Below are 24175 nucleotides of genomic sequence, written 5' to 3'. Positions count from 1 at the left end.
AAGGAGTAAATGATGACTCGTTTGGTTCCCTTGTTTATTGGTGGAGAGTTTCGTGAATCTCAAACTTCGGATTGGGTTGAGGTGACCAATCCTGCCACTAATGATGTCATTGCGTACGTTCCCTGCTCAACGGATCACGAGATGGAAGCCGCCATTGATAATGCGAAAGAGACATTCCAATCCTGGAAGGAAGTGGCAGTATCCGAGCGTGCTAGAGTCATGCTTCGTTATCAGCACCTTCTCAAAGAACATCATGATGAGCTTGCCACACTGCTTTCTCATGAAACGGGTAAGATTTTAGCGGATGCTAAAGGCGATGTGTGGCGAGGCATAGAGGTTGTTGAGCAGGCTGCAAACATTGCCAGCAATATGATGGGCGAAACCGTCGAAAACGTTGCCACGGATATTGATAGTTACTCAATGATTCAGCCCCTGGGTGTGTGTTGCGGCATTACGCCGTTTAACTTTCCTGCCATGATTCCGTTATGGATGTTCCCAATCGCCATCGCGGCGGGCAATACGTTTGTGCTTAAACCCTCCGAACAAGTGCCGTTGACCTCTATTCGTTTAGCCGAACTATTTGAGCAAGCTGGCGCGCCGAAAGGAGTGTTGCAAATCGTTCATGGTCGCAAAGACCAAGTCGATTTTCTGCTGGCTCATCCTGACATTCGAGCGGTGTCATTTGTTGGCTCGGTTCCTGTTGCCCGTTATATCTACACCACGGGTACGAAACACTTTAAACGCGTTCAAGCTTTTGCTGGTGCTAAAAATCACATGGTGATCATGCCTGATGCGAACAAAGAACAAGTGGTGAATAACCTAGTAGGGGCCTCCGTTGGGGCGGCGGGGCAACGTTGTATGGCGATTTCTGTCGCGGTATTTGTCGGCGATTCAAAACAATGGATTACAGACCTCAAACAGGCAATGGCGAAAGTACACCCAGGGCCTTGGGACGATGAGCAAGCTGCTTATGGCCCACTCATCAGTGAACAAGCTAAACAACGCGTATTGGACCTAATTGAAGATGGCAAACAACAAGGCGCAGTGTGTGAACTGGATGGCAGTCAGTGTGAAGTGGAAGGCTTTCCCGATGGAAACTGGATTGACCCAACCTTGTTTAGCGGTGTAACAGCGAATATGTCGATTTACACCCAAGAGATATTTGGCCCCGTTTTGGTTTGCATGGAAGTGGATACGTTACAAGAAGCCATTGAGTTAGTAAATCGCAACCCATACGGGAACGGCACTTCCATTTTTACGGCTAATGGCGCTGCTGCAAGAAAATATCAGCATGACATTCAAGTTGGTCAGGTCGGGATCAATGTGCCAATTCCAGTCCCTTTACCATTTTTCTCTTTTACAGGCTGGAGAGGCAGTTTCTATGGTGATTTACATGCGTATGGTAAACAAGCGGTACGTTTTTATACCGAGACTAAAACGGTGACGGCACGTTGGTTTGATGACGATATTCCAACGGGGCCTAATTTGACCATTCAACTGCGCTGAGTGAATAGAAGGAGCTTTTATGGACTTTGAACTTAATGAAGATCAACGTGCATTTGCCGATACCGCTCAGCAATTTGCCGATGAGTGTTTAGCACCGATGGCGGCGGAGTGGGATGAAAAACAGATCTTCCCCAAAGACGTATTGAGAGAGGCGGGAGAACTGGGGTTTCTCAGTCTCTACACTCCAGAAGCGCAAGGTGGCCTAGGGCTGAGTCGCTTAGATGCTTCAATTATCTTTGAACAACTGGCCATGGGATGTACGTCCACTACGGCGTTTATGACGATTCACAACATGGTCAGTTGGATGATAGCCAGTTTTGCTACCGATGAAGCCAAAACGCAGTTCTGCCCGAAGTTAGTTACGGGGGAATGGTTAGGCTCCTATTGCTTAACCGAGCCCAACGCAGGATCAGACGCCGCTGCACTGACCACTTCCGCTACAAAAAAGGGGGATAAGTATGTGCTCAACGGTGGCAAAACCTTTATCTCTGGCGCAGGAGAGACAGATGTTTTGGTTGTGATGGCGAGAACCGGAGAAGCGGGTGCCAAAGGCGTGTCTGCATTTGTTGTTCCTGCTCAAGCAGGTGGTATCAGCTATGGGCGCAAAGAACCCAAAATGGGTTGGAATAGCCAACCAACACGAGCGGTTACTTTTGAAAATGTCGTTGTTCCAGCTAGCCATTTACTGGGCGAAGAAGGGCACGGTTTTGTTTTTGCGATGAAAGGGCTTGATGGAGGGCGTATAAATATTGCGACCTGCTCCGTCGGTACGGCGCAACAGGCCCTTAATCAGGCGGCACGGTATATTCAAGAACGTAAGCAGTTCGGCAAGCCGCTTGCGCAGTTTCAAGCCTTACAATTCAAATTGGCAGACATGGCGACAGAGCTAGTGGCTGCGCGGCAGTTGGTGCGCTATGCCGCCAGTAAGCTCGACCGAAATGACCCGGATGCCACGGCTTATTGCGCGATGGCAAAACGGTTCGCAACCGATGTAGGCTTTCAGGTTTGCGACCAAGCGCTGCAGCTTTATGGCGGCTATGGTTACATCAAAGAGTATCCAATGGAGCGTCATTTCAGAGATGTGCGTGTGCATCAAATTCTGGAGGGAACGAACGAAATTATGCGCTTGATCATCGCGCGCCGTTTGCTCTCTGAGGAATCGGCCTTGCTGTAGCGAAGTATTGGATTTGCTCATTGAGAAAGGATTCAGATATGCCATTAACCCAAGAAGCCATTCAACATACGATCACTAATCACGTTGCGGTGGTGACGATGAACAACCCGCCAGCCAATACGTGGACAGCAGAGAGTCTCAAGGCACTGAAATCGCTGATACTCACACTTAACAATGATAAGCAGGTCTACGCACTGGTTTTAACCGGCAGTGGAGAAAAGTTTTTCTCTGCTGGTGCTGATCTCAAGCTATTTTCTGATGGTGACAAAGCGGTTGCGTTAGACATGGCGCGATGCTTTGGTGAAGCTTTTGAAACGCTCTCGGAATTCCGTGGTGTTTCCATTGCCGCCATTAATGGTTACGCCATGGGCGGAGGTTTAGAAGTGGCATTAGCTTGTGATATTCGAGTAGTTGAAGAGCAAGCGGTACTTGCTTTACCTGAAGCCAAAGTCGGACTTTTGCCCTGCGCTGGCGGTACCCAAAATCTCACAGCGTTAGTAGGGGAAGGCTGGGCAAAGCGCATCGTTTTATGTGGAGAACAAGTAAGCGCTGACAAAGCAAAAGAACTAGGCATGGCTGAGGAGTTGGTTCCCAAAGGCGAAGCGTTAAGTAAAGCGTTGGAGCTTGCTGAATCTGTTGCGAACCAGTCACCATCTTCTGTCGCCGCATGTAAGGCGCTCATTCAAAATATGCGCTCTGCGCCACTTAAGCACGGCTTAATGAAAGAGCGAGAGTTGTTTCTGAATCTTTTTGATACGGAAGATCAAGTTGAGGGTGTTCGCGCCTTTTTAGAAAAACGCCCACCGCAATGGAAAAACCGATAGGAGGCCACATGGCAGGGATGGTAACCATCAGTGAAATAGAGTGCTTAGATGGCGTGCACCGCATTGGTATCGCAACGTTAGACAACACCGCTTCATTGAATGCTTTGACGTATGACATGTTGGTCCAACTCAACGATCAGCTTATCAAGTGGCAAGATGATCCGCATGTGACTTGTGTGGTACTAACCGGCGCTGGAGAAAAAGCATTCTGCGCTGGTGGCGATGTTCGAGCTATGTATCACGTCATGCATAACGAGAGTAAAGAAAAAATCGTAGAGTTCTGTACGGACTATTTCTCGTTGGAGTATGAGTGTGACTATCTTATCCACACTTACAACAAACCTATTATCGGCTGGGGAGAAGGTATTGTCATGGGTGGTGGGATGGGGCTTTTTATGGGAACCAGCCATAAAGTTGTGACAACAACATCACGCCTTGCTATGCCAGAAATCAATATCGGACTGTATCCTGATGTGGGAGGTACGTGGTTTTTAAGCCAGATAGATCCGCAAGTGGGTTTATTCCTCGGATTGACAGGTTCAATGGTGAATTCAAGTGACGCTGTCACTATTGGTTTGGCCGATTGGTTACTGTTGGAAGAGCAGTATCCCACCTTACTGGATGAGCTAAAGCGGCTCCAGTGGGGCAAAGAAGATGCGAAAGAGTTGGTAACTGCGCTACTACAATTAATGGAAGAACAGGTTATTGATAGCAAACCAACCACGCAAATTTGTCCATACTTAGATCAGATAGAGGAAGCGTGCAAAGGCTTTGATCTTAATGCAATAGCACAGCGAATCATGGCTATCGAAGGGAACAGTCAGTGGATAGAAAACGCGAAACAAACGTTCGCCGCGGGCAGTCCGATCACCGCGCATATTTGCTTCAGACAAGTGAAAGAATACCACAGCTTACCACTTGCAGATTGCTTCCGCTTGGAGCTGAGTTTATCGGTTCGCAGCGCCTTATTAGGTGAGTTTAAAGAGGGCGTCCGTTCTCGGCTTATTGACCGGGATGGCGAACCTAACTGGATGTTTAACAGTGTCAGTGAAGTCGATGAAGATGTCATCGATACCTTGTTTACCTCACTTTGGCCGGATGACGAACATCCGCTTGCTGATTTGGGTGAACAAACACTAGGTCAATAAGGAGAATGATCATGAGTACCATCGCATTTATCGGTTTAGGAAGAATGGGGCATCCGATGGCGCAAAACTTATTAGCGTCTGGATTTAACGTGCAAGTATTTGATGTCGATAGCGAAGCGGCAAAGCAACTTGCACCTTTTGGTGCGGTGGTGGCGAGCTCTATTGAGGAAGTTGTGGATGGTGCAAGCACAGTCATCACGATGCTACCAGCAGGTTCTCACGTTCGTTCCGTGTATCTTGGTGACTTACACGGCGGTGTAGGTGTCCTCAATCTTGTCTCGCCAAGTACCTTGATGATTGATTGTTCAACCATTGATCCGGACTCTGCGCGATTAGTCGCCAATGAAGCGGCAAATAAACGCGTGTTGTTTGTCGACGCGCCCGTTTCGGGTGGCGTTGCCGGCGCTAAAGCGGCGACATTAACCTTTATTGTTGGTGGCTCGGATGAAGCATTTTCTAAAGCCAATGCCATTTTGCAGTACATGGGAAAAAATGTTTTCCATGCCGGTAAAGCGGGCGATGGTCAAATGGCGAAAATCTGTAACAACCTTATGCTCGGCATTTTAATGTCTGGTACGTGCGAGGCGCTAAATCTAGGTATCGATCATGGGCTCGACCCCAAAGTGTTATCAAACATCATGCTGCAAAGCTCTGGCCGAAATTGGGCATTGGAGCTTTACAATCCTTGCCCTGGCGTGATGGACAGTGCACCAGCCAGCAACGATTACCAACCGGGCTTTATGAGCAAACTCATGTTGAAAGATCTCGGTTTGGGGTTAGATGCGGCGTTGCAAACACACTCTTCGGTTCCGATGGGCTCACTGGCGCGTAATTTATATTCTTTCCACAACGCGAGCGGCCACGGCGAGCTCGACTTCTCAAGCTTGTTTGAGTTTTACAAGAGTAAGAAAGGCTAGACTGAGTTTTGCTACAAAGCCGTCTGAAATGGTGAAGTAAAACTCATCATTTCGGACCACCTAAACAGGCTTGAAATAGGGAACATTATTAGCGATGGAGTGCAGTAACTATGGATATTAAAAATAGTGTCATTGCCATTACAGGTGCAGGGCAAGGACTTGGACAAATGATGGCAATTACGCTTGCTCAAGCCGGTGCAGATTTAGCGTTATTGGATGTAAACGCTAGTGGCTTAATGGAAACACAAGAGCAGTGCCGAATGCTGAGTGCAAAAGCGTTGACTTATCAAGTGGATGTAACGAGCGAAATCGACGTTGAAAACACGTTTGACGCGGTTATCCAAGATTTTGGCCAACTCAATGGGCTAGTCAATAACGCTGGCGTGCTAAGAGATGGGTTACTTGTAAAATCAAAAGACGGCGTGATCAGTAAGATGTCTTTGGATCAATTCAACTTGGTCATGAACGTTAACGTGACAGGAACATTTTTGTGTGGTCGTGAAGCTGCCGTTAAGATGATTGAGAGCGGTTCACAAGGCGTTATCATCAATATTTCTAGTGTCGCGAGAGCAGGGAATATCGGTCAAACCAATTATTCTGCATCTAAAGCGGCGGTCGCAACCATGGCGACAACGTGGGCCCGTGAGTTAGCAAGATACGGTATCCGCGCGGCGGCGATTGCACCAGGTGTGGTACATACCGCGATGGCAGAGCAAATGAAACCAGAAGCCATAGAACGGCTAGAAAAGATGATCCCAATTGGAAGGATGGGTGAAACAAGTGAAATCGCACATGCAGTAAAATACATTCTTGAGAGTGATTACTTTACTGGCAGAGTTTTAGAAGTGGATGGAGGCATTCGTATGTAAAAGCTCTAGGGTTAGGTCCCACAGACCGGAATGACAAGCTTCTTTCCCTTTCAACATTTCCTATTTTTCCGAGAGCCAGTTCTGGGTAACGTAAGTGTTTATTACTCATATTTGGATTCGCCCTGCGAATGGTTTGCCAAAAGTAAATAATGAGAAGTAAATACCACTCAAATACTAAGTGAAATCATTAATTTGATATTTATCACAATTTTCCACTTTTAATTTCCCCTTCGTACTCAAGCTATCTATGTAAATGCAGTTGATAGTCAGTCTCATCAAAATGAATTTGCAACTGTCTGTTTCAAAAGACATTAACTTTGAAGCACGTGAAGTTCGTGTTGAGGTTAATGTCCTATTGAAAGAGTGTGAGTTTCATTAATGGAAGGTTAGTTTCCAGTTGTGGCTAATGAGCTTTAACTTTTTACTCCTCATAATGCGCCAAATGTAACATTGTGTTTCAAAGTGTAACAATAAACTCACACTAATAGTGTGGTTTTGATCTCCACTCAATTCCGTTTTGTTTCGCTCTGATCCCGACGTTACTCATGCTCAACACATAAACATTCTAATGACTATAACAACTGGTTCTTAGCTTGATACCAATCGTAGCAAGTAATTGTTCATTCTAGCTGGTTAAGATGCTTGATAACGGCGCTGAAAAATTTGTAAGTAGAATAACTACTTATCAAAATTTTTGCCTTTTTATCAAACATTTCCCCTGCGCTGTTTCTGAGCTCTTATTTACTGTGATTGGCATTTGTTTTGAAACCAGACAACCATCGAGAAAGTTAATGGAAGCCTCAAGATATAAACGCATCTTGTCGAGGGGAAGTTTGGCGTCCGTCATACTTATGCTCTCAGGATGTAATTCAGCTTTACTTGACCCCAAAGGTGCCATTGGTGTGCAAGAAAAAGAGCTAATTATTACTGCTCTTTTGCTGATGTTGATCGTTGTAATCCCTGTGATTCTAATGACGATTTACTTCGCTTACCGATACCGCGCCTCTAACACTGAAGAAGAGTACGCTCCCGAGTGGTCACACTCGACCAAAATCGAAGTGGTGGTATGGACAATTCCAATCATCATCATTGCGATTCTTGCGACGATCACATGGCGTTCGACTCATGAACTAGAGCCCTCCAAACCATTGGAAAGTGATGTTAAACCAATGACCATCGAAGTGGTGTCACTCGATTGGAAATGGTTGTTCATCTATCCAGAAGAAAACATTGCGACGGTGAACTATGTGGCGTTCCCGAAAGATGTGCCAGTACAGTTCAAACTGACTTCGGACAACATCATGAACGCGTTTTTCATCCCTCGCTTAGGTACACAGATCTACGCGATGCCAGGCATGGTAACCAAGCTTAACCTGATAGCGAACCATGAAGGTGACTACAAGGGTTTTGCATCGAACTACAGCGGCGAAGGCTTTTCGCAAATGAAGTTCACAGCTTCAGCAATGTCTGATCGTGCTGCGTTCCTAAATTGGGTGCAGAAAGTGAAGGCGAGCCCTGATCGTATTGAAGATTGGGAGCAATACAGCTCACTGGCAGCGCCAAGTATCGCAGAGCCAGTCACTTTGTTCTCTAGCGTTCCTCCGTTCTTGTTCACCGACGTTGTGACTCAGCATCCTGGTTCAATGAACTGTTTGCCTGAAAACCAAGGATAATCGTAATGTTTGGAAGATTAACTCTTGATTCAGTTCCATTCCACGAACCTATTATCGTCATCACCTTAGCGGTTGTGGCGCTGGTTGGTTTAGCCGTAGTTTACGCGGTAACTAAAGCCGGAAAGTGGCAATATTTGTGGAATGAATGGTTTACTTCAGTAGACCATAAAAAACTTGGCTTCATGTACATCGCAGTAGCGATGGTGATGCTTGTTCGTGGTTTTGCTGACGCAGTCATGATGCGTAGTCAGCAACTCCTTTCTTCTGCGGGTGAAGCAGGTTACTTGCCACCGCATCACTACGATCAAATTTTTACTGCCCATGGCGTGATCATGATCTTCTTCGTAGCGATGCCATTGGTTATTGGTCTGATGAACATCATCGTGCCATTACAGATTGGTGCGCGTGACGTAGCTTTCCCGTATCTGAATAACTTGAGCTTTTGGCTGTTTGTTGTTGGTGTCATTCTAACAAACATGTCTCTCGGCTTAGGTGAATTTGGTCGCACCGGCTGGCTAGCGTATCCGCCGCTTTCAGGTATTGAGGCCAGCCCAGGAGTCGGGGTCGACTATTGGATTTGGGCGCTGCAGATATCAGGTGTCGGTACGACGTTAACAGGCGTGAACTTCTTCGCGACCATTTTGCGTATGCGTACACCGTCTATGCCAATGATGAAGATGCCAGTTTTCACTTGGGCATCTCTATGTGCAAACATTTTGATCATCATTTCATTCCCAATCCTGACGGTGACTATCGCTCTGCTAACGCTGGATAGATACCTAGGCATGCACTTCTTTACCAATGATCTTGGCGGCAATGTAATGATGTACGTCAACCTGATTTGGGCTTGGGGCCATCCAGAAGTGTACATTTTGATCTTGCCAATTTTTGGTGTGTTCTCAGAGGTCACCGCAACCTTCTCACGTAAAAAGTTGTTCGGTTACACATCGCTAGTTTGGGCTACCGTAGTTATCACGATTCTTGCGTTTGTCGTTTGGCTACACCATTTCTTTACGATGGGATCTGGCGCGAACGTAAATGCCTTCTTCGGTATTGCCACGATGATCATTTCTATCCCAACAGGGGTGAAGATCTTCAACTGGCTATTCACCATGTACAAAGGCCGCATTCGCTTTACGACGCCAATGATGTGGACGGTTGGCTTCCTGATCACCTTTACTGTTGGTGGTATGACAGGCGTACTAATGGCTGTTCCGGGCGCAGATTTCGTTCTGCATAACTCAGTATTCCTGATTGCTCACTTCCACAACGTTATCATCGGTGGTGTGGTGTTTGGATGTTTCGCTGCGATCACTTACTGGTTCCCGAAAGCGACAGGTTTCACCATGAATGAAACTTGGGGCAAACGTGCGTTCTATCTTTGGATTATTGGTTTCTTAATGGCGTTCCTACCGCTTTACGCGCTGGGCTTTATGGGGATGACTCGTCGTTTAAGCCAAGACATCAACCCTGAATACTTCCCACTGTTGTCGATTGCCGCAGCAGGTACGGTTGTGATTGCGCTGGGCGTATTGTCTCAGTTCATCCAAATTTACGTGAGTATCCGTGACCGCGAGCAAAACCGTGACCTAACTGGTGATCCGTGGGGTGGTCGTACTCTTGAGTGGGCAACATCGTCTCCACCGCCGTTCTACAACTTTGCACACCTACCAAAAGGTGATGTGCTGGATGCCTTCTGGTACCAGAAACAAAGTGGCGAGTTCGATCCAACTAAAGAAGTGGAATACGAACGTATTCATATGCCAAAAAACACGGCAACAGGCATCTACGTGTCGGCTTGGTCGCTCCTATTTGGCTTCGGCATGATTTGGTACATCTGGTGGCTAGCGGCAGCAAGTTTGGTCGGTATTATCGTGACGTGTATTCAGCACAGCTACAACGATGACGTGGATTACTACGTGGAAGTTGAAGAGATCAAAGCAATTGAGGCCGAGCGTCGAGCTCAGCTTGAAGAAGCGAAGAAAAACTCAGTGAAAGACAGCGAAAGTAAAGATGATCTGGAGGTGACGTATGCAAACTAATATCGCAGCACATCACGACCATGATCACCACCATGACACGAATGGCAACAAGCTATTTGGCTTTTGGGTTTACCTGATGAGTGACTGCGTACTGTTTGCGACCTTGTTCGCGACATACGCTGTTCTGTCGAGCAATTCAATTGCGGGCCCAACAGGTAAAGACATTTTCGAACTCCCATTCGTGTTTGTCGAAACCATGCTGCTGCTGTTTAGCAGTATCACATTTGGTTTCGGCATTATCGCGATGAAGCGCAACAACGTTGCTGGTCTCAAACGTTGGATGTTAGTAACGTTCGCGCTTGGTCTTGGCTTTATCTGTATGGAGGTCTATGAGTTCCATCACCTGATTGAAGAAGGCTATGGTCCACAAACAAGTGCATTCCTATCGGCATTCTTTACGTTGGTTGGTACGCACGGCCTGCACGTAACCTTTGGTCTGATTTGGTTAGCGGTAGCGTACCATCAACTGTCGACGAAAGGTCTGAACGACAATATGGCAATGCGCTTTAACTGCTTAAGCCTATTCTGGCACTTTCTAGATATCGTCTGGATTTGTGTCTTTACCATCGTTTACTTACTGGGGGTAATGTAATGGATCAACATGTAGAAACCAGTGCGTCAGATTACGTGAAAGGCTTCATTGCCTCACTGATTCTGACGGTAATTCCGTTCTACTTTGTTTGGACGAAATCATTACCAGATACAACAACCTATGCGATTCTATTTGGATGTGCATTAGTGCAGATATTTGTTCACTTCAAATACTTCTTGCACATGGAAACAAAAACATCCGACGGACGTTGGAACCTTGTATCACTGATGTTTACCGCCATTGTTGTACTTATCCTTATCGCTGGCTCGGTATGGATCATCTACAACATGAACGTCAACATGAAGTTGTAGGCCAAGGTATGCTGAAAAGTTATTTGTCTATCACCAAACCGGGCATTATTTTCGGCAACCTGATTTCTGTTGCGGCGGGGTTCTTCCTCGCCGCAAAAACAGAACCAGCCAGTCTAATGTTGTTCGTTACAACGTTAGTTGGTGTGGGGTTAGTCATCGCTTCAGGTTGTGTGGTGAATAATATTTTTGATCGTGATATCGACCAAAAGATGGCACGTACACAAAATCGTGAAACAGTGAAAGGCAACATCAATATCGATATTGCCTTTGTTTATGCACTTGCTTTATTGCTGGTAGGAACCGCACTGTTATTTATCCGAGTGAACCCACTATCCGCTGTCGTCGTTTTGCTTGGCTACGTGTATTACGTGTTCTTTTACACGATGTGGTACAAACGTAACTCGGTGTATGGAACTTTAGTGGGAAGTATTTCAGGCGCAGTTCCGCCATTGGTGGGTTACTTGGCGGTAACAAACTTTATTAGCTTGGAAGCGATTTTACTCTTTACTATGTTCTGTCTCTGGCAAATGCCGCACTCGTACGCGATTGCCATGTTCCGGATGCAAGACTACCGAGAAGCCGGGATTCCCGTATTACCAGTTAAAGAGGGCATTCATAAAGCGCATCGACACATGAAAGCGTATGTCGTGGCGTTTGGGGCCGTATCGTTGGGGTTATTTTTACTTGGTGAAGCCGGGTATGAATACTTAGCGGTTGCAGCGGTTGTTTGCTTTATGTGGACGAAAGTGACCTTTCGCAGTATTGACGACAGCAACTACATCGCTTGGTCAAAGTCGGTGTTTAAAGTCTCACTGCTAGTGGTGATGGGGATTAGTGGTGTGCTTGGTGTCGAGTTGATTCCTCTAGCTCTGTAACAACCAGACCTAAGCGTTTGCTACGCGCTAATATCTTTTGCTGCTGAATGCATGAATGACCTTACCTAGAAGTAAGGTCATTTAACTTTCTATTGTCCTTTATTTTCCCTGTTTTTCCTGTTTCTCCTCTAGCTTCACTATCACGTATTCATATCTAAAAGCAAAAACAACCAGTGTGTAAAACATAGTGGATCGCGCGTTTCCGCTGACGCGTAATAATGCCAAGAGATAGCGACTATTGAGCTAAAAAGTATAAACAGCGCAATAACTCTATTTGCCATATGAAAATTCAATATCGATAGTTTGTAATGTAAACATTTTGGGGGGGGAGTGCTAGTTCCCATGGCAGCATACAAACTAACAATGTGAATGTTTGAGTTGAATCACCAGCTAGCGAAATACAAAAGTTTTACGACTGAAAGTGGGTGAGGAAGCATCTTAACTCCAGTGAAATGAACACGATTAAGAATCATCCTTTTACATAATCTAAAAACTCACTAAACCTTAACCCAGATTAAAGTTTTGTCGTCTCCGAGGCATTAAGGTGCGCCTGTAGTTTGCAGGTCTCACGGATTCAGAGAAGGAACAGCCATACGTTGGGTATCGCTGTTCCTTTTTTGTTCTTGGTTACTTGGGAAAAGATAGAACCATAAAGACAACATTAAGAGGACTGGTTTTGAGCATTTTGTTTTCCGAAGCCCGCATTGGCAACATGACCCTAAAGAACCGTTTTGTGCGCAGCGCAACGTGGGAGAACATGGCGACCGAAGATGGCCACATGACGGATAAGCTTTACGATATTTACGAAGAGTTGGCGAAAGGTGAAGTGGGTCTAATTGTTACTGGTTATGCCAATATCGTGGAAGAAGAGAAACCCAACGCTGGGATGATGGGGATCTACAACGACTCTTTTATTGAAGAATACAAAAAGCTAACAGAGCTAGTACATCAACACGATTCTAAAATCGTAATGCAAATTGCTTACGGTGGAACCAAAACCACCTATAACGTCGGTGAGCGTGTCATCTTTGCTCCGAGTGACGTGCCTGAGCGTGGCACGAATACGCAAGGCAAAGTGATGACTAAGGACGAGATCGATTACATCGTAAAGGCATTCGCATTGGCGAGTAAACGTGCTCAAGACGCTGGTTTTGACGGCGTAGAGATTCATGCGGCACACACTTACTTAATTAACCAGTTTTTAAGCCCGTACTATAATCGTCGCGAAGACGAATACGGTGGTGGCTTAGAAAATCGCATGCGCTTTCTTTTAGAAATTTATTCTGAAACCAGAAAGCTGGTTGGAAGCGAATTTCCCATCCTCGTTAAACTGACGGCAACAGAGTTCTTTGACGGCGGTTTAACGTTCGATGAAACTCGCGTCGTTTGTAAGAAACTCGAAGAAGTGGGCGTTGATGCGATCATCGTGTCTGGCAATATTCACGGCAAAGCAAACGAGCTTGTTGGTGAAATGTTCGATGGTTACACACTAAAAGAAGAAGGCTATTTTCACGAATATGGGCACGTGATCAGTCAGGACGTTAACATACCGGTGATTACTGTCGGCGGATTGAGTGACATTGATGCGATTGAGAAAATTGCAGAAAACACAGATATCCAATTTTTCGCTGTGTCACGTCCTTTATTGGCTGAGCCTCAGTTAATAAAGCGCTGGAAAGAGGGTAATCGAGCGCCAGTGGATTGCGAGCGCTGCTCAAAATGCCGAACCAAACGTGGTAACTTTTGCGTGGTGTATAAGAACCGAAATCGTCGTAAATAACCCACCTAAAGTGGCGGTATGTCATTGATAAATAGCGTAATAGTCTTCTAAAGCACTAAGAAGGCTATTCAATTTAATTCAATATCACTGCCTCTAACGGCTATTCACTATTCGCAGTCCGAAATATTTTTATAATCCTATTTAATTGATAAATAAAGGTAATATAATTAATTATTAAAAATATTAATTATAAGACAAAGTTTCATATCTGAAACTAAATTGCATTCTAAACTTACAATGAACTTATTAATAATTAGGTGCGAGTGTCACGCAGGGTAAAGAATACAGAAGGTGCTTTGAGGTGCGGTATCATTGCGATAACTATCTGATTTTTATAACTGTGTTTCAGCTTTATCGAACCCAAGAGAGTAAGGGAATTTGTGACCCTACGGTATCGTTACTGTGGGGCCTTGTTTATTTTCTGAAAATAGCTACTCAAACGTCACGTTTAATTGTGAGGGACTTGTATTAGCTTGTCGTTGCATTGTGCTTTGCAAGCCTCATATAAAACGTGAGAGGCAACTAATATGAATAGTCTAGAAAATGCAACCATTGAACACTTCAAAAATCAATTTCAGGGTGATGTTGTTTTGCCCGGAGATCCTACGTACGACGAAGTTCGTCAAATCTGGAATGGCATGATAGATCGCAGTCCCGGTGTTATCGCTCGCTGCAAGTCTGCTGATGATGTCGTGATGGCGGTTAACTTTGCTCGGGATAACAATCAGCTACTTTCGGTCCGAGGTGGCGGGCATAATATTGCGGGCAATGCGGTTTGCGATCATGGTGTGATGATCGACTTGTCGCTTTTGAATCATGTTCAAGTGGATGAAAGCGAAAGAAGGGCTTTCGTTGAACCTGGCTGTACGTTGGCTGATGTCGATGAGGCCACACAAAAATATGGATTAGCAACGCCTGTCGGCATTAATTCAACCACGGGAATTTCGGGGTTAACGCTTGGTGGTGGTTTTGGTTGGTTGAGCCGAAAATATGGTATGACGATAGACAACTTGGTCTCTGCAAATGTAGTAACTGCAGATGGTCGTCAACTGCTCGCGAATGAGACAGAAAATGCCGACTTGTTCTGGGCGTTACGTGGGGGCGGCGGTAACTTTGGTATTGTTACGCGTTTTGAATTCCAGCTACATCCTGTCGGTCCAGAGGTGTTAAGTGGTCTCATTGTCTTTCCATTTGAGCAAGCGAAATCCATTATCACCCAGTTTGCGAAATTCACTGAGTCGGCCCCTGATGATCTAAGTGTCTGGATGGTGAGTCGGAAAGCGCCGCCACTCCCATTCTTACCTGAAAGCGTTCACGGAAAAGAAGTGGTTGTACTCGCGATATGTTATGCGGGTGACCCGGCTGAAGGTGAGAAGTTAATTGCACCGTTGAGAGAGTTTGGTGATGCACATGGTGAGCATGTTGGTGTACAGCCATTTGCGGCGTGGCAGCAAGCGTTTGATCCATTGCTTACTCCGGGCGCACGTAACTATTGGAAATCGCACAATTTTAACTCGCTAAGCGAAGGTGTGATTGATGCAGCGATAGAATACGCAGGTAAGTTACCATCGCCTCAGTGTGAGATTTTTATCGCCTCTCTTGGCTGCGTTGCCTCTAGACCTGAGCCCGAGTCTATGGCTTATTCTAGCCGTGATGCAAACTATGTATTAAATGTGCATGGAAGATGGGACTCCGCAGAAGATGACCAAGCTTGTATCGCTTGGGCGAGAGACTTTTTTGCCAAAACCAAACCGTATGCCAGTGGAGGTGCGTATATCAACTTCCTTACACAAGACGAAGCTGAACGTACAGAGTCTGCCTACGGTCCAACCTTTGCGCGTTTACAAGAAGTGAAGAAGAAGTTTGATCCAAATAATTTGTTCAGAATGAATCAGAATATCAAGCCAGAATAAGTGCAATAAGAGCGTCGTCATTTCATATGACCGGATCTGTCACTTAATATCAAATAACAGTGGCTCTAAAATCTAATGGAGCCACTGTTAGCTAAAACCTTCGAACTACGTCTCTTCATCTTGATAGTTTAGATAACGTACACACAAATCATGAAACGCTTTTGCTTGAGGCGAGATCGTGCGGTCGGTCAACGTAAAGATACCAATTTGCCTTTCAAGGGGTGGATCGATAAGCGGGATCCAAACCAAGCGTGTTTCATTGGTTGGGAAAGCAAGCTTCGGTAGGGTCGTGACACCAATCCCAAGTTCTAAGACAGAAAACAGCGAAGTGATATTCTCGACCGAATAGAGCGCTTGCTCACTCAGCGCTCTGGCTGGGGTTGGATCGAGAAGCGTACAGGTGCCGTTACGAATAAAAGGCTGTTCGAGCAAAGTTTGCCACTCGATTCCCTCTGTTTGATTGGCAATAGGGTTATCTTTTAAACACACCACGCCAATGGGGTCGGACAACAGCGGCGTAAAGTCAATGCCGCCCTCATCAAGGTGAGAGGGGTTACCGAGCGCCAAGTCGACTTCACCGGAGAGTAAGCGAGCCTCGACGCCCGCCGCGTTATCATCGATCAAGCTTACTTCTACATTTGGATACTGCTCGCAAAAGGCACCCAACACGCTCGGGATGAGTTTCGCTGCAACAGAAGGAACGCTCGCAATTCGCACTCTCCCTTGCTGTCCGGCCGCGGCAGCTTTGAGATCGTTGTCCAGCGCACTGTAGATATTGAGAAACTGAACCACCTTGGGCAAACAAATCTCACCAAAAGGCGTTAATTTGGTTTTGTTGCCGGGTTCAAACAGCGTTTGTCCTAGCATTCTCTCTAGCTCTTTTATCGACGTGGAGAGCGCAGCCTGAGATCGATTTGCACGATGTGAAGCGGCTCGAAACCCACCTTCCTCGACTACCATCACAAAATGCATTAATTGTTGAAGCTTAATACTCATCCCTAATGCCTCTTAATCCCTTTATTTACGTTATTCTCAATGAGGTGATAAGTTTTATTTATCAAATGTAAAAAATTTACCGTTAGATTTATCGCCTGTCAATGTGCATCATTTAACCATATTGAAACAAAGCTGTTACAAAGGTTGAAAGGCACGTGAATACTCCTACTAAAAAACACCCAGTTAAAACCAGTCTATTTGCTTCTAAAGCGCCGCTTGAATGGGCGATTGTTAACAACGGAACTCTGTATACGGCTCAAATTCCTATTGATGACACAGGCGCGGTTGTGGAAGGCGGCATCGAAGCACAAACACGTCAAACCTTTAACAATCTCATTCACACCCTGGAGTGTGCAGGGGAGTCTTTGGACTCTGTATTGCAGGTCCTGATTTACGTGACCGACAGAGAATACTTAAAAACCGTTAACCAAGTGTACGCGGAATATTTTGAAGCGCCGTACCCAAATCGCGCCGCCATGGTGGTTGCAGGGTTAGCACGAGAAGAAATGTTGGTGGAGTTTGTCGTCTACGCGTCGGCAAGCCAACCAGAATAAATCCAACAAGAATAATTGAGATCAGTGAGTGGGTGGCTTGCCATCACAAATCGGAAGAACAAGGAAAGAACCATGACTTTTATTAACAATGTTCAAGCAGAAAAATCCCTCTATATAGCAGGTGAATGGCAATCTGGCATGGACACCATCGCCAATATTAACCCTTCTGATATCAGCGAAAACATTGGCGATTTCGCACAAGCGAGTGTGTCGCAAGTAGAGCAAGCGATTCAAGCGGCTAAATCAGCGCAGCTAGAGTGGGAAAAAACACCAATCGAGCGCAAACAAGCAGTGCTGCAAGCGATTGGTGATGAGCTCATTGCACGATGTGACGAATTGGGCACCTTGCTTTCGCGTGAAGAAGGCAAGCCATTTGCTGAAGGTCGAGGTGAGATTTACCGTGCCGGCCAATTCTTCCAATACTTTGCTGCTGAGGTACTGCGTCAAATTGGCGATAACGCTGCTTCCGTCCGTCCAGGTGTCTCCGTTGAAGTTACTCGCGAAGCCGTCGGCGTTATCGCCATTATCTCTCCTTGGAACTTCCCAACAGCAACAGCGGCTTGGAAAATCGCGCCAGCACTTGCGTTTGGCAACAGTGTCGTCTGGAAGCCTGCCAACCTAACTCCAGCAAGTGCCGTTGCACTGACTGAGATTATCCATCGCCAAGGTTTACCTGCTGGCACGTTTAACCTCGTTTTGGGTAGCGGTTCGCAAGTTGGTAATACCCTTATCAATTCGAAAGATGTGAACGGCGTGAGCTTCACTGGTTCTGTGGACACAGGCCGTAAAGTCGCCGCGGCAACGGCACCAAACTTTGTGCGTTGTCAGCTAGAGATGGGCAGTAAAAACGCGCTCGTAGTGGCAGATGATGCAGATATTCAAATTGCGGTCGAAGCAACAATCGCAGGCTCATTCTCGGGTGCAGGTCAAAAATGTACCGCGTCTTCTCGTCTTGTGGTTATGGACGGAATTCACGACGCGTATGTTGAAGCGCTAATCAAACGCATGAGCGAATTAAAAGTGGGTCACGCACTGGAAGAGGGCGTATTCATGGGCCCTGTTGTTGATGGTAACCAGCTGAATGCGAACTTTGAGTGGATTGAAAACGCTCGCCAAGCGGGCGCAGAGCTGGCTTTTGGTGGCGAGCGTCTGAGCCTAGAGCATGACGGGTACTACATGTCACCAACCCTGTTCTTGAACACACAAAACAGCTGGGAAGTGAACCAAGAAGAAGTCTTTGCACCAATGGCAAGCGTGATTCGCGTTTCTGATCTGGATGAGGCGATTGCGGTCGCGAACGATACGCGCTTTGGCCTGACAGGCGGCATTATCACGCGAAGCCTGCGCAATAGCGCGATCTTCAAACAGCAAGTCCAAACGGGCTGCGTCATGGTGAACTTGCCAACTGCGGGTACAGATTATCACGTCCCATTTGGTGGCCGTAAAGAATCTAGCTTTGGTCCTCGTGAGCAAGGTCAGTACGCCAAAGAGTTCTACACCGTGGTGAAAACCGCTTATCAGCGCCCTTACTAAGAACAGCAGGGTAGCTGATGGTGTCAGCTACCCGCACTGAAAGGCTAAGAAATTGTTTAAGGAGTGGTTATGTACCAACAACGGATTGTGATTGACGGATTGCAGTACTGCAATTGGGATCGAGAGTACTTCCAAACACTCAAGGCGAGTGGCATTACCGCCGTTCATGCCACCATCGTCTACCACGAAACTGCGCGCGAAACCTTAACGCGTTTTGCTGAGTGGAACTTGCGCTTCGAGCAAAATGCGGACCTCATCATGCCTATTTATTCAATGGCAGATGTAGAAAAAGCCAAAGCAGAAGGCAAAGTCGGCATCTTTTTCGGCGCGCAAAATTGCTCACCAATCGATGATGAAATTGGCCTGATTGAAGTGATGCGCCGCCAAGGTCTGCTGATCATGCAACTGACCTACAACAACCAAAGCTTACTAGCGACAGGTTGTTACGAACAAACCGACTCTGGCGTAACTCGCTTTGGTAAGCAAGCGATTGAAGAGATGAACCGAGTCGGGATGATCATTGATATGTCCCACAGCGCAGAGCGTTCAACGTTGGAAGCTATTGATCTTTCTTCGCGTCCAATTTGTATCAGCCATGCTAACCCGACATTTGCGCATGACGCACTGCGTAACAAGTCCAACACCGTGATCAAAGCGCTGACGGAGCGCGGTGGTTTAATTGGATTCAGTTTATATCCATTCCATTTGCCAAATGGCAGCCAGTGCACGCTGGATGATTTCTGCCAGATGGTTGCGAAAACCGCAGACATGTTTGGCGTTGACCATTTAGGTATCGGTAGCGATTTGTGCCTAAATCAGCCGCAACAAGTGTTGGAGTGGATGCGCAACGGTCGTTGGTCAAAAGCGATGGATTACGGCGAAGGTTCGGCAAGTAACTCGGGATGGCCAGATGCGCTGCCATGGTTCTGCGGCAGTGCAGGGATGGAGAACATCTACAACGGATTAATGCGTCACGGATTCAGTGAATCTGAGGCAGGAAAAATATTGGGTGAAAACTGGTTTAACTTCCTCAAAGAAGGATTAGAGCCTATTTCATAGTACTCCCAAAATTAGGAACCGCCTGCCTACATAACAACAATACGGCAGGCGTAAAACTCACATTTGTAGCCAGTCTTTGGCAGCTGCAAAGAACCTCTGGAGCCAGAGTATGTCTGATTTAACCAATAGCATGAAAGCTTCCACGATGAGCGTGTCATCGGGCAAGTCAAAAGCAACACACAACACATCAACAACAGAAAACACGACGGACAAATTAGGACTGAATAACCCGGCCTTTTGGTATAGCGGTGGTTTTATCGCGTTGTTCGTTGCTATTGCACTTTATGACGGCGAGCTATTATCTTCGATCGTTAACGCCGGATTTGGCTGGGCTGTGCAGGTGTTTGGTCCTTACTGGCAGTTACTGCTGCTTCTCACTTTTCTTATTGGTCTTGGCTTGGCTGCAGGGCGAACAGGCAAGGTGATGTTGGGCGGGATTGCTAAACCAGAAATGGATTCTTTCCGCTGGATGGCGATTATTTTCTGTACCTTATTGGCTGGTGGTGGTGTTTTCTGGGCCGCGGCTGAGCCTATCGCGCATTACGTTAGCCCACCCCCGTTGTACGGCGCGCAAGATAACCCGCAGCAAGGTGCGGTGAATGCGTTGTCGCAATCCTTTATGCACTGGGGCTTTCTGGCTTGGGCGATTGTAGGTAGCTTAACTTCCATCGTGGTGATGCACCTGCATTACGACAAAGGCTTACCGCTAAAACCCCGTATTTTGCTTTATCCAGTGTTGGGCGAACGAGCGCTTAAAGGCCAGCTCGGTGCATTGATTGACGCGTGCTGCATCATTGCGGTAGCCGCGGGCACCATAGGGCCAATTGGGTTTCTAGGCTTGCAGGTTAGCTACGCGTTAAATGCGCTGTTTGATATTCCTGATGGCTTTACCACTCAGCTTATCATCATCTTGTTTGCGATTGCGCTTTACACCTTGTCTGCACTCAGTGGATTAAGCCGAGGCATGCAACTGCTTAGTCGTTACAACGTGATTTTGGCAATGGCATTGATGGTTTACATCCTGTTTTTTGGCCCTACGAATTTTATCTTTAACGGATACATTCAAGGTGTAGGGAGCATGCTGGATAACTTTATCCCAATGGCGACCTATCGCGGTGACGAAGGTTGGCTAAGCTGGTGGACTATATTTTTCTGGGGCTGGTTCCTTGGTTATGGTCCGATGATGGCAATCTTTATTGCGCGTATTTCTCGTGGTCGCACTATTCGCCAAGTTATTTCAACCATCAGTATTGTGGCTCCGCTCACCACCTGTTTTTGGTTCACGATTGTAGGCGGCTCTGGCCTAGCGTTTGAAATTGCTGAGCCGGGTAGTGTGAGTGCGGCGTTTGAAGGCTTTAACTTGCCAGGTGCTTTGCTTGCGGTGACTCAGCAACTACCAATGCCAATGCTGACTTCAATTCTATTTCTGATTTTAACCACGATCTTCATCGTCACGACGGGCGACTCAATGACCTACACAATCAGTGTCGTGATCAGTGGTGAAACGGAGCCGAATGCGATCATCCGTACCTTCTGGGGCGTAATGATGGGTGTGACAGCTCTGATCCTGATTTCGCTTGGCTCTGGTGGCATCTCTGCACTGCAATCTTTCATTGTGATTACCGCGGTTCCGGTTTCTCTGATTCTGTTGCCGTCACTTTGGAATGCACCGCAAATCGCAATCAAAATGGCGAAAGAGCAAGGGCTATAACAATTATCTAATTCAAACAACGTGGAGCTTGTGCGGGTGTTTTCCTCCTGCATCCGCACAAACCCTAGTATTCTTACAATAACAAATAGGTGGTGAGCAAAATGGATGCACATCGTTCTACTTATACGGAAGCAACTATGCGCGACGCAGCGATTGTCATGGCAGCCGAAAGGCTTGGCGCAATGCACCAAAACCGAATCAGCTTTGTTCGTAGTCTGATTCGTAATATGGCAAGCCAAAACTGGCAAGTAACCAAGCATGAGTGGCAACTTTGTCCGCGTGGTTATGGTCACGTTATTTACAACGTGGTTATGGTCACGTTATTTACAAGTTGACCACGCCAGAGCACGTTTATCATTTGGTGGTGTTCTGTGATGAAATTGCTGATGACGAGCGTAATGACCGCGTCATTGCTGAAAAGTGGGACGTCACATTCGCACTGGTTCAAGGCGATGTTGATGTTACTTTGTTGGAAAGATTGCGAGCAAATGTACCGCTGCAAGAAGCGGGACGTAATCCAAACAACGTACTTGTTCTGGCTCGCGCAAACAAAAGCGTGCGCGTGTTTGAGCACATTGTTAGCGCTCTTTCTCAAGGCAAGCAGCCCGAGCCAAAAGAGCTGGCGGAAGTGGGTTATATCCTGCGCACCACAGCTGTTTATGGTAACGGAAAGTTTGGTATCGCCGATTTCAAACTGTTAGAGAATAACCCAGATTTCAGCCAGTCTTTTAGTGCGCAAATGTGTGCCGTATATATGTTGCGTGAATTCAGCCTGGATTGGGTGCACTACCTAGCACTTCAGCAAGGAGGCGACAACGCGGTGGCTTTGCATCGTGGCTTGCAGCGCTACCTTGGTGTCGGCAATGCTACTGGCTTAGGCATGGCTCCATACTTGATTAATCACCCGTGCATCGTTGACCAATGGATGACCTCTCGCGAGCGTGCGGTAGCGCGAGTCTTTGCGATGCCGTGTGAAGCGTCATTCCATGCTCCTTTGCAAGGATTACTACAAAAAGCACAGCGCCATCTAGAGCAAGTCATCACCATCAATGAACATCAAGACAGGCTCAATCATCAAGCGATAGCAGACATCAAACAACTGCTATCGGAGCTAACAACATTAATGGCATCACATCCTAACTGGGCGAGTTTGGTCGAGCAAAAGAAAACAATGAGTGTGGAAGCCCAAGAAATCCTCACCTCTTGCTTGATCGAACTGTACCCATCTTTGGTGGATGAATTTGCTAGCCAAATGAATACGGATGAAACGTTATCGATTCCGGGCGGGAAAAAGATCCAAGATTTACTTGAGGTGTTGCAAAGCAAATACCGCTGGGCGATTGATGCGGATTACTCACTAGCCGAGAACAACTACTGGTTCTGGTATCGTTCACAAGACAAAGAAGAACCAAGGCTTGGTGTTCGTGGTGAGGAAGCAGGAGAAGAAAAAGAGCTGCCGCTTGATATCGGCAGACAAGTGAATCGCTTGTACCATGCCTTGCTTGGTTGTGATGAAGAAATGTCCGTAGCAGAGTTTCTGTTGCAAAATCCGACTTACCGTTCGATCACACGTCGCGTATGGACGTTAGGCAACCGAGCAATGGGTGATATTCAAATGAACGTGCTGCGTAAAGATGCGTTACCAATGCACTTATTGCGCTGTAAGTTGGCGATCTTTGGTGCGACTAAGTTTGATCCGCGCTCGGATCGTTGGGTTCGAGTTACTTTCTTCCAAGGTGCGCCGCTGTTAGATGAAATTCACGATCCTAAACTGGCGGACACATGGATTTTCCCGAGCATGCCGGAACGAGAAGAAATTGCGCAAAGTGACAATCAAAAAATCAACGGAGGATTTGCATTATGATCGTCTCTCACAACGAATTGGTGGCCGCGGTTAATAAGGCATTTCTTGGCATGCGCCGTCACTGTGGTGAGGCGGATGTCATTGCGAACATGGTGGCGGACTTGCAAATGGTTGGCTTGCACGGGGTGCGTCACTTTAATAACGCCAGCCTGTTTCTTGGGTTAGATTCGGACTGCGCCGTATCGGTGACCAACAGCACGCCATCGAGTATCGAGATGGATTTGCACAATGGCAGTGTGGCGTGCCACTTACCCGCCGTGTTGGATTTCGCACTTGAGAAAATGATCAACAGCAAGTCGATTAATATCACATTGAAACAGTGCCATAACCGTTGGCTAGGTTTTAGTGAGTTGTTGAAGCTCTCTGCAAAAGGCATCGCGTGCCGTGCACAATGGGTCAATGGCTCTAGTCCAAAACGAACGCTTTATGTGTTAAACCGTGGACGAATCGCGCCAGAAGTCTTTTTCTCGGATCAGTTTGATGGGCATGATACGAATTTGCATAGTATGGTTATCGAACTCTCTGTGAACGATTTCGATATCGAGAAAAGCGCACAGGGATACACCATTCACATTGAAGGCGATGAGTTAAGCAACACGCAACAAGCCTCTTGGCAAAATGGTATTTTTGTCGAAGACCAAGAGTGGGAAACATTGAAACAAACCGCAACCGCGTTGCTGGTGGAGAACAGTGAGCGTTCCATGCAGGGCGCTGGTGGTGTGGTTTAAGCTCTGAAGGGACAGTGATTCCAAGTTTCAAGTGATGAAGGCTGCGGTTTAGCGGCCTTTTTTGTGCGCGATGTTCGGTCACTTCTTAGGTTCTAAGGCTATGATT

The 24175-nt window shown here is 46.7% G+C and carries 19 protein-coding genes and 1 pseudogene; 19 read left to right on the top strand and 1 reads right to left on the bottom strand.

Features of this window, described 5'->3' with window-relative positions; genetic code table 11:
• The first annotated feature begins 12 nt into the window (after nucleotides 1-12).
• The 13 genes from FR741_RS20570 to FR741_RS20510 all read left to right on the top strand — a co-directional run bounded on the left by FR741_RS20570 (nucleotide 13) and on the right by FR741_RS20510 (nucleotide 15624).
• The gene (locus FR741_RS20570) at nucleotides 13-1506 is read left to right on the top strand and encodes a CoA-acylating methylmalonate-semialdehyde dehydrogenase (protein ID WP_167427869.1); all 1494 of its coding nucleotides are present in this window, start codon (nucleotides 13-15) and stop codon (nucleotides 1504-1506) included.
• Between the two features lie 19 nt (nucleotides 1507-1525).
• On the top strand, nucleotides 1526-2680 hold the full coding sequence (locus tag FR741_RS20565) for an acyl-CoA dehydrogenase family protein (RefSeq protein WP_167427595.1): 1155 nt from the start codon (nucleotides 1526-1528) through the stop codon (nucleotides 2678-2680).
• 38 nt (nucleotides 2681-2718) lie between these two features.
• Nucleotides 2719-3504 carry an enoyl-CoA hydratase gene (locus tag FR741_RS20560; RefSeq protein WP_167427594.1) on the top strand — a complete coding sequence of 262 codons (786 nt, stop codon included), beginning with the start codon at nucleotides 2719-2721 and terminating at the stop codon, nucleotides 3502-3504.
• 8 nt (nucleotides 3505-3512) lie between these two features.
• The gene (locus FR741_RS20555) at nucleotides 3513-4652 is read left to right on the top strand and encodes an enoyl-CoA hydratase/isomerase family protein (RefSeq protein WP_048625200.1); all 1140 of its coding nucleotides are present in this window, start codon (nucleotides 3513-3515) and stop codon (nucleotides 4650-4652) included.
• A gap of 11 nt (nucleotides 4653-4663) precedes the next feature.
• The gene (gene mmsB / locus FR741_RS20550) at nucleotides 4664-5569 is read left to right on the top strand and encodes a 3-hydroxyisobutyrate dehydrogenase (RefSeq protein WP_005390978.1); all 906 of its coding nucleotides are present in this window, start codon (nucleotides 4664-4666) and stop codon (nucleotides 5567-5569) included.
• A 110-nt stretch (nucleotides 5570-5679) separates the two neighbouring features.
• Entirely contained in the window at nucleotides 5680-6438 is a 759-nt protein-coding gene (locus tag FR741_RS20545; protein ID WP_074190874.1) for an SDR family oxidoreductase, read from the top strand.
• A gap of 791 nt (nucleotides 6439-7229) precedes the next feature.
• A complete protein-coding gene (cyoA, locus tag FR741_RS20540; RefSeq protein ID WP_005388604.1) occupies nucleotides 7230-8111 on the top strand; it encodes a ubiquinol oxidase subunit II in 882 nt (293 codons plus the stop codon).
• A gap of 5 nt (nucleotides 8112-8116) precedes the next feature.
• Complete coding sequence (gene cyoB, locus FR741_RS20535; RefSeq protein ID WP_005375781.1) at nucleotides 8117-10153, top strand: cytochrome o ubiquinol oxidase subunit I; 2037 nt, start codon at nucleotides 8117-8119, stop codon at nucleotides 10151-10153.
• Nucleotides 10143-10745 carry a cytochrome o ubiquinol oxidase subunit III gene (gene cyoC, locus FR741_RS20530; protein ID WP_005375782.1) on the top strand — a complete coding sequence of 201 codons (603 nt, stop codon included), beginning with the start codon at nucleotides 10143-10145 and terminating at the stop codon, nucleotides 10743-10745. Before cyoB ends, cyoC begins: the two co-directional genes overlap by 11 nt.
• Complete coding sequence (gene cyoD / locus FR741_RS20525) at nucleotides 10745-11056, top strand: cytochrome o ubiquinol oxidase subunit IV (RefSeq protein WP_012842490.1); 312 nt, start codon at nucleotides 10745-10747, stop codon at nucleotides 11054-11056. The genes cyoC and cyoD overlap by 1 nt, the downstream gene beginning before the upstream one ends.
• Nucleotides 11017-11931 carry a heme o synthase gene (cyoE, locus tag FR741_RS20520; RefSeq protein WP_167394230.1) on the top strand — a complete coding sequence of 305 codons (915 nt, stop codon included), beginning with the start codon at nucleotides 11017-11019 and terminating at the stop codon, nucleotides 11929-11931. Before cyoD ends, cyoE begins: the two co-directional genes overlap by 40 nt.
• A 676-nt stretch (nucleotides 11932-12607) precedes the next feature.
• Nucleotides 12608-13711 (top strand): NADH:flavin oxidoreductase, encoded by a 1104-nt coding sequence (locus FR741_RS20515; protein ID WP_167427593.1) that lies wholly within the window; start codon nucleotides 12608-12610, stop codon nucleotides 13709-13711.
• A 527-nt stretch (nucleotides 13712-14238) separates the two neighbouring features.
• Nucleotides 14239-15624 (top strand): FAD-binding oxidoreductase, encoded by a 1386-nt coding sequence (locus FR741_RS20510; protein ID WP_167427592.1) that lies wholly within the window; start codon nucleotides 14239-14241, stop codon nucleotides 15622-15624.
• A gap of 105 nt (nucleotides 15625-15729) precedes the next feature.
• Here FR741_RS20510 and FR741_RS20505 read toward each other — a convergent pair whose 3' ends face one another.
• Nucleotides 15730-16620, bottom strand: a complete 891-nt coding sequence (locus tag FR741_RS20505) for a LysR family transcriptional regulator (protein WP_104973784.1) — start codon at nucleotides 16618-16620, stop codon at nucleotides 15730-15732.
• 155 nt (nucleotides 16621-16775) lie between these two features.
• On the opposite strand from FR741_RS20505, the gene FR741_RS20500 reads away from it, so the two are divergent.
• The 6 genes and pseudogenes from FR741_RS20500 (at nucleotide 16776) to FR741_RS20475 (ending at nucleotide 24069) form a co-directional block, all read left to right on the top strand.
• A complete protein-coding gene (locus tag FR741_RS20500) occupies nucleotides 16776-17174 on the top strand; it encodes a RidA family protein (protein WP_005375789.1) in 399 nt (132 codons plus the stop codon).
• A gap of 72 nt (nucleotides 17175-17246) precedes the next feature.
• Nucleotides 17247-18707: an aldehyde dehydrogenase family protein gene (locus FR741_RS20495; RefSeq protein ID WP_167427591.1), complete on the top strand. Its 1461-nt coding sequence runs from the start codon at nucleotides 17247-17249 to the stop codon at nucleotides 18705-18707.
• A 69-nt stretch (nucleotides 18708-18776) separates the two neighbouring features.
• The gene (locus FR741_RS20490) at nucleotides 18777-19766 is read left to right on the top strand and encodes a membrane dipeptidase (protein ID WP_150918022.1); all 990 of its coding nucleotides are present in this window, start codon (nucleotides 18777-18779) and stop codon (nucleotides 19764-19766) included.
• Between the two features lie 109 nt (nucleotides 19767-19875).
• The gene (locus FR741_RS20485) at nucleotides 19876-21477 is read left to right on the top strand and encodes a BCCT family transporter (protein ID WP_167427590.1); all 1602 of its coding nucleotides are present in this window, start codon (nucleotides 19876-19878) and stop codon (nucleotides 21475-21477) included.
• 101 nt (nucleotides 21478-21578) lie between these two features.
• Nucleotides 21579-23341: pseudogene (locus FR741_RS20480) on the top strand (hypothetical protein).
• The gene (locus FR741_RS20475; RefSeq protein WP_085343646.1) at nucleotides 23338-24069 is read left to right on the top strand and encodes a DUF3726 domain-containing protein; all 732 of its coding nucleotides are present in this window, start codon (nucleotides 23338-23340) and stop codon (nucleotides 24067-24069) included. Before FR741_RS20480 ends, FR741_RS20475 begins: the two are co-directional and overlap by 4 nt.
• The last annotated feature ends 106 nt before the right edge of the window (nucleotides 24070-24175 follow it).

The organism is Vibrio diabolicus, assembly GCF_011801455.1.
In the GTDB taxonomy this organism is placed as follows: Bacteria; Pseudomonadota; Gammaproteobacteria; order Enterobacterales; family Vibrionaceae; genus Vibrio; species Vibrio diabolicus.
Note: the sequence above shows the minus strand (reverse complement) of the source record. Positions and strands in the feature narration are given on the sequence as shown.

Coding starts and splice junctions, on each gene's coding strand:
- cyoE (WP_167394230.1), top strand. CDS start 11,017: ATGGATCATCTACAACATGAACGTCAACATGAAGTTGTAGGCCAAGGT.
- FR741_RS20570 (WP_167427869.1), top strand. CDS start 13: ATGACTCGTTTGGTTCCCTTGTTTATTGGTGGAGAGTTTCGTGAATCT.
- FR741_RS20545 (WP_074190874.1), top strand. CDS start 5,680: ATGGATATTAAAAATAGTGTCATTGCCATTACAGGTGCAGGGCAAGGA.
- FR741_RS20555 (WP_048625200.1), top strand. CDS start 3,513: ATGGCAGGGATGGTAACCATCAGTGAAATAGAGTGCTTAGATGGCGTG.
- mmsB (WP_005390978.1), top strand. CDS start 4,664: ATGAGTACCATCGCATTTATCGGTTTAGGAAGAATGGGGCATCCGATG.
- cyoD (WP_012842490.1), top strand. CDS start 10,745: ATGGATCAACATGTAGAAACCAGTGCGTCAGATTACGTGAAAGGCTTC.
- FR741_RS20565 (WP_167427595.1), top strand. CDS start 1,526: ATGGACTTTGAACTTAATGAAGATCAACGTGCATTTGCCGATACCGCT.
- FR741_RS20510 (WP_167427592.1), top strand. CDS start 14,239: ATGAATAGTCTAGAAAATGCAACCATTGAACACTTCAAAAATCAATTT.
- FR741_RS20490 (WP_150918022.1), top strand. CDS start 18,777: ATGTACCAACAACGGATTGTGATTGACGGATTGCAGTACTGCAATTGG.
- cyoC (WP_005375782.1), top strand. CDS start 10,143: ATGCAAACTAATATCGCAGCACATCACGACCATGATCACCACCATGAC.
- FR741_RS20505 (WP_104973784.1), bottom strand. CDS start 16,620: ATGAGTATTAAGCTTCAACAATTAATGCATTTTGTGATGGTAGTCGAG.
- FR741_RS20560 (WP_167427594.1), top strand. CDS start 2,719: ATGCCATTAACCCAAGAAGCCATTCAACATACGATCACTAATCACGTT.
- FR741_RS20495 (WP_167427591.1), top strand. CDS start 17,247: ATGACTTTTATTAACAATGTTCAAGCAGAAAAATCCCTCTATATAGCA.
- FR741_RS20485 (WP_167427590.1), top strand. CDS start 19,876: ATGTCTGATTTAACCAATAGCATGAAAGCTTCCACGATGAGCGTGTCA.
- cyoB (WP_005375781.1), top strand. CDS start 8,117: ATGTTTGGAAGATTAACTCTTGATTCAGTTCCATTCCACGAACCTATT.
- cyoA (WP_005388604.1), top strand. CDS start 7,230: ATGGAAGCCTCAAGATATAAACGCATCTTGTCGAGGGGAAGTTTGGCG.
- FR741_RS20475 (WP_085343646.1), top strand. CDS start 23,338: ATGATCGTCTCTCACAACGAATTGGTGGCCGCGGTTAATAAGGCATTT.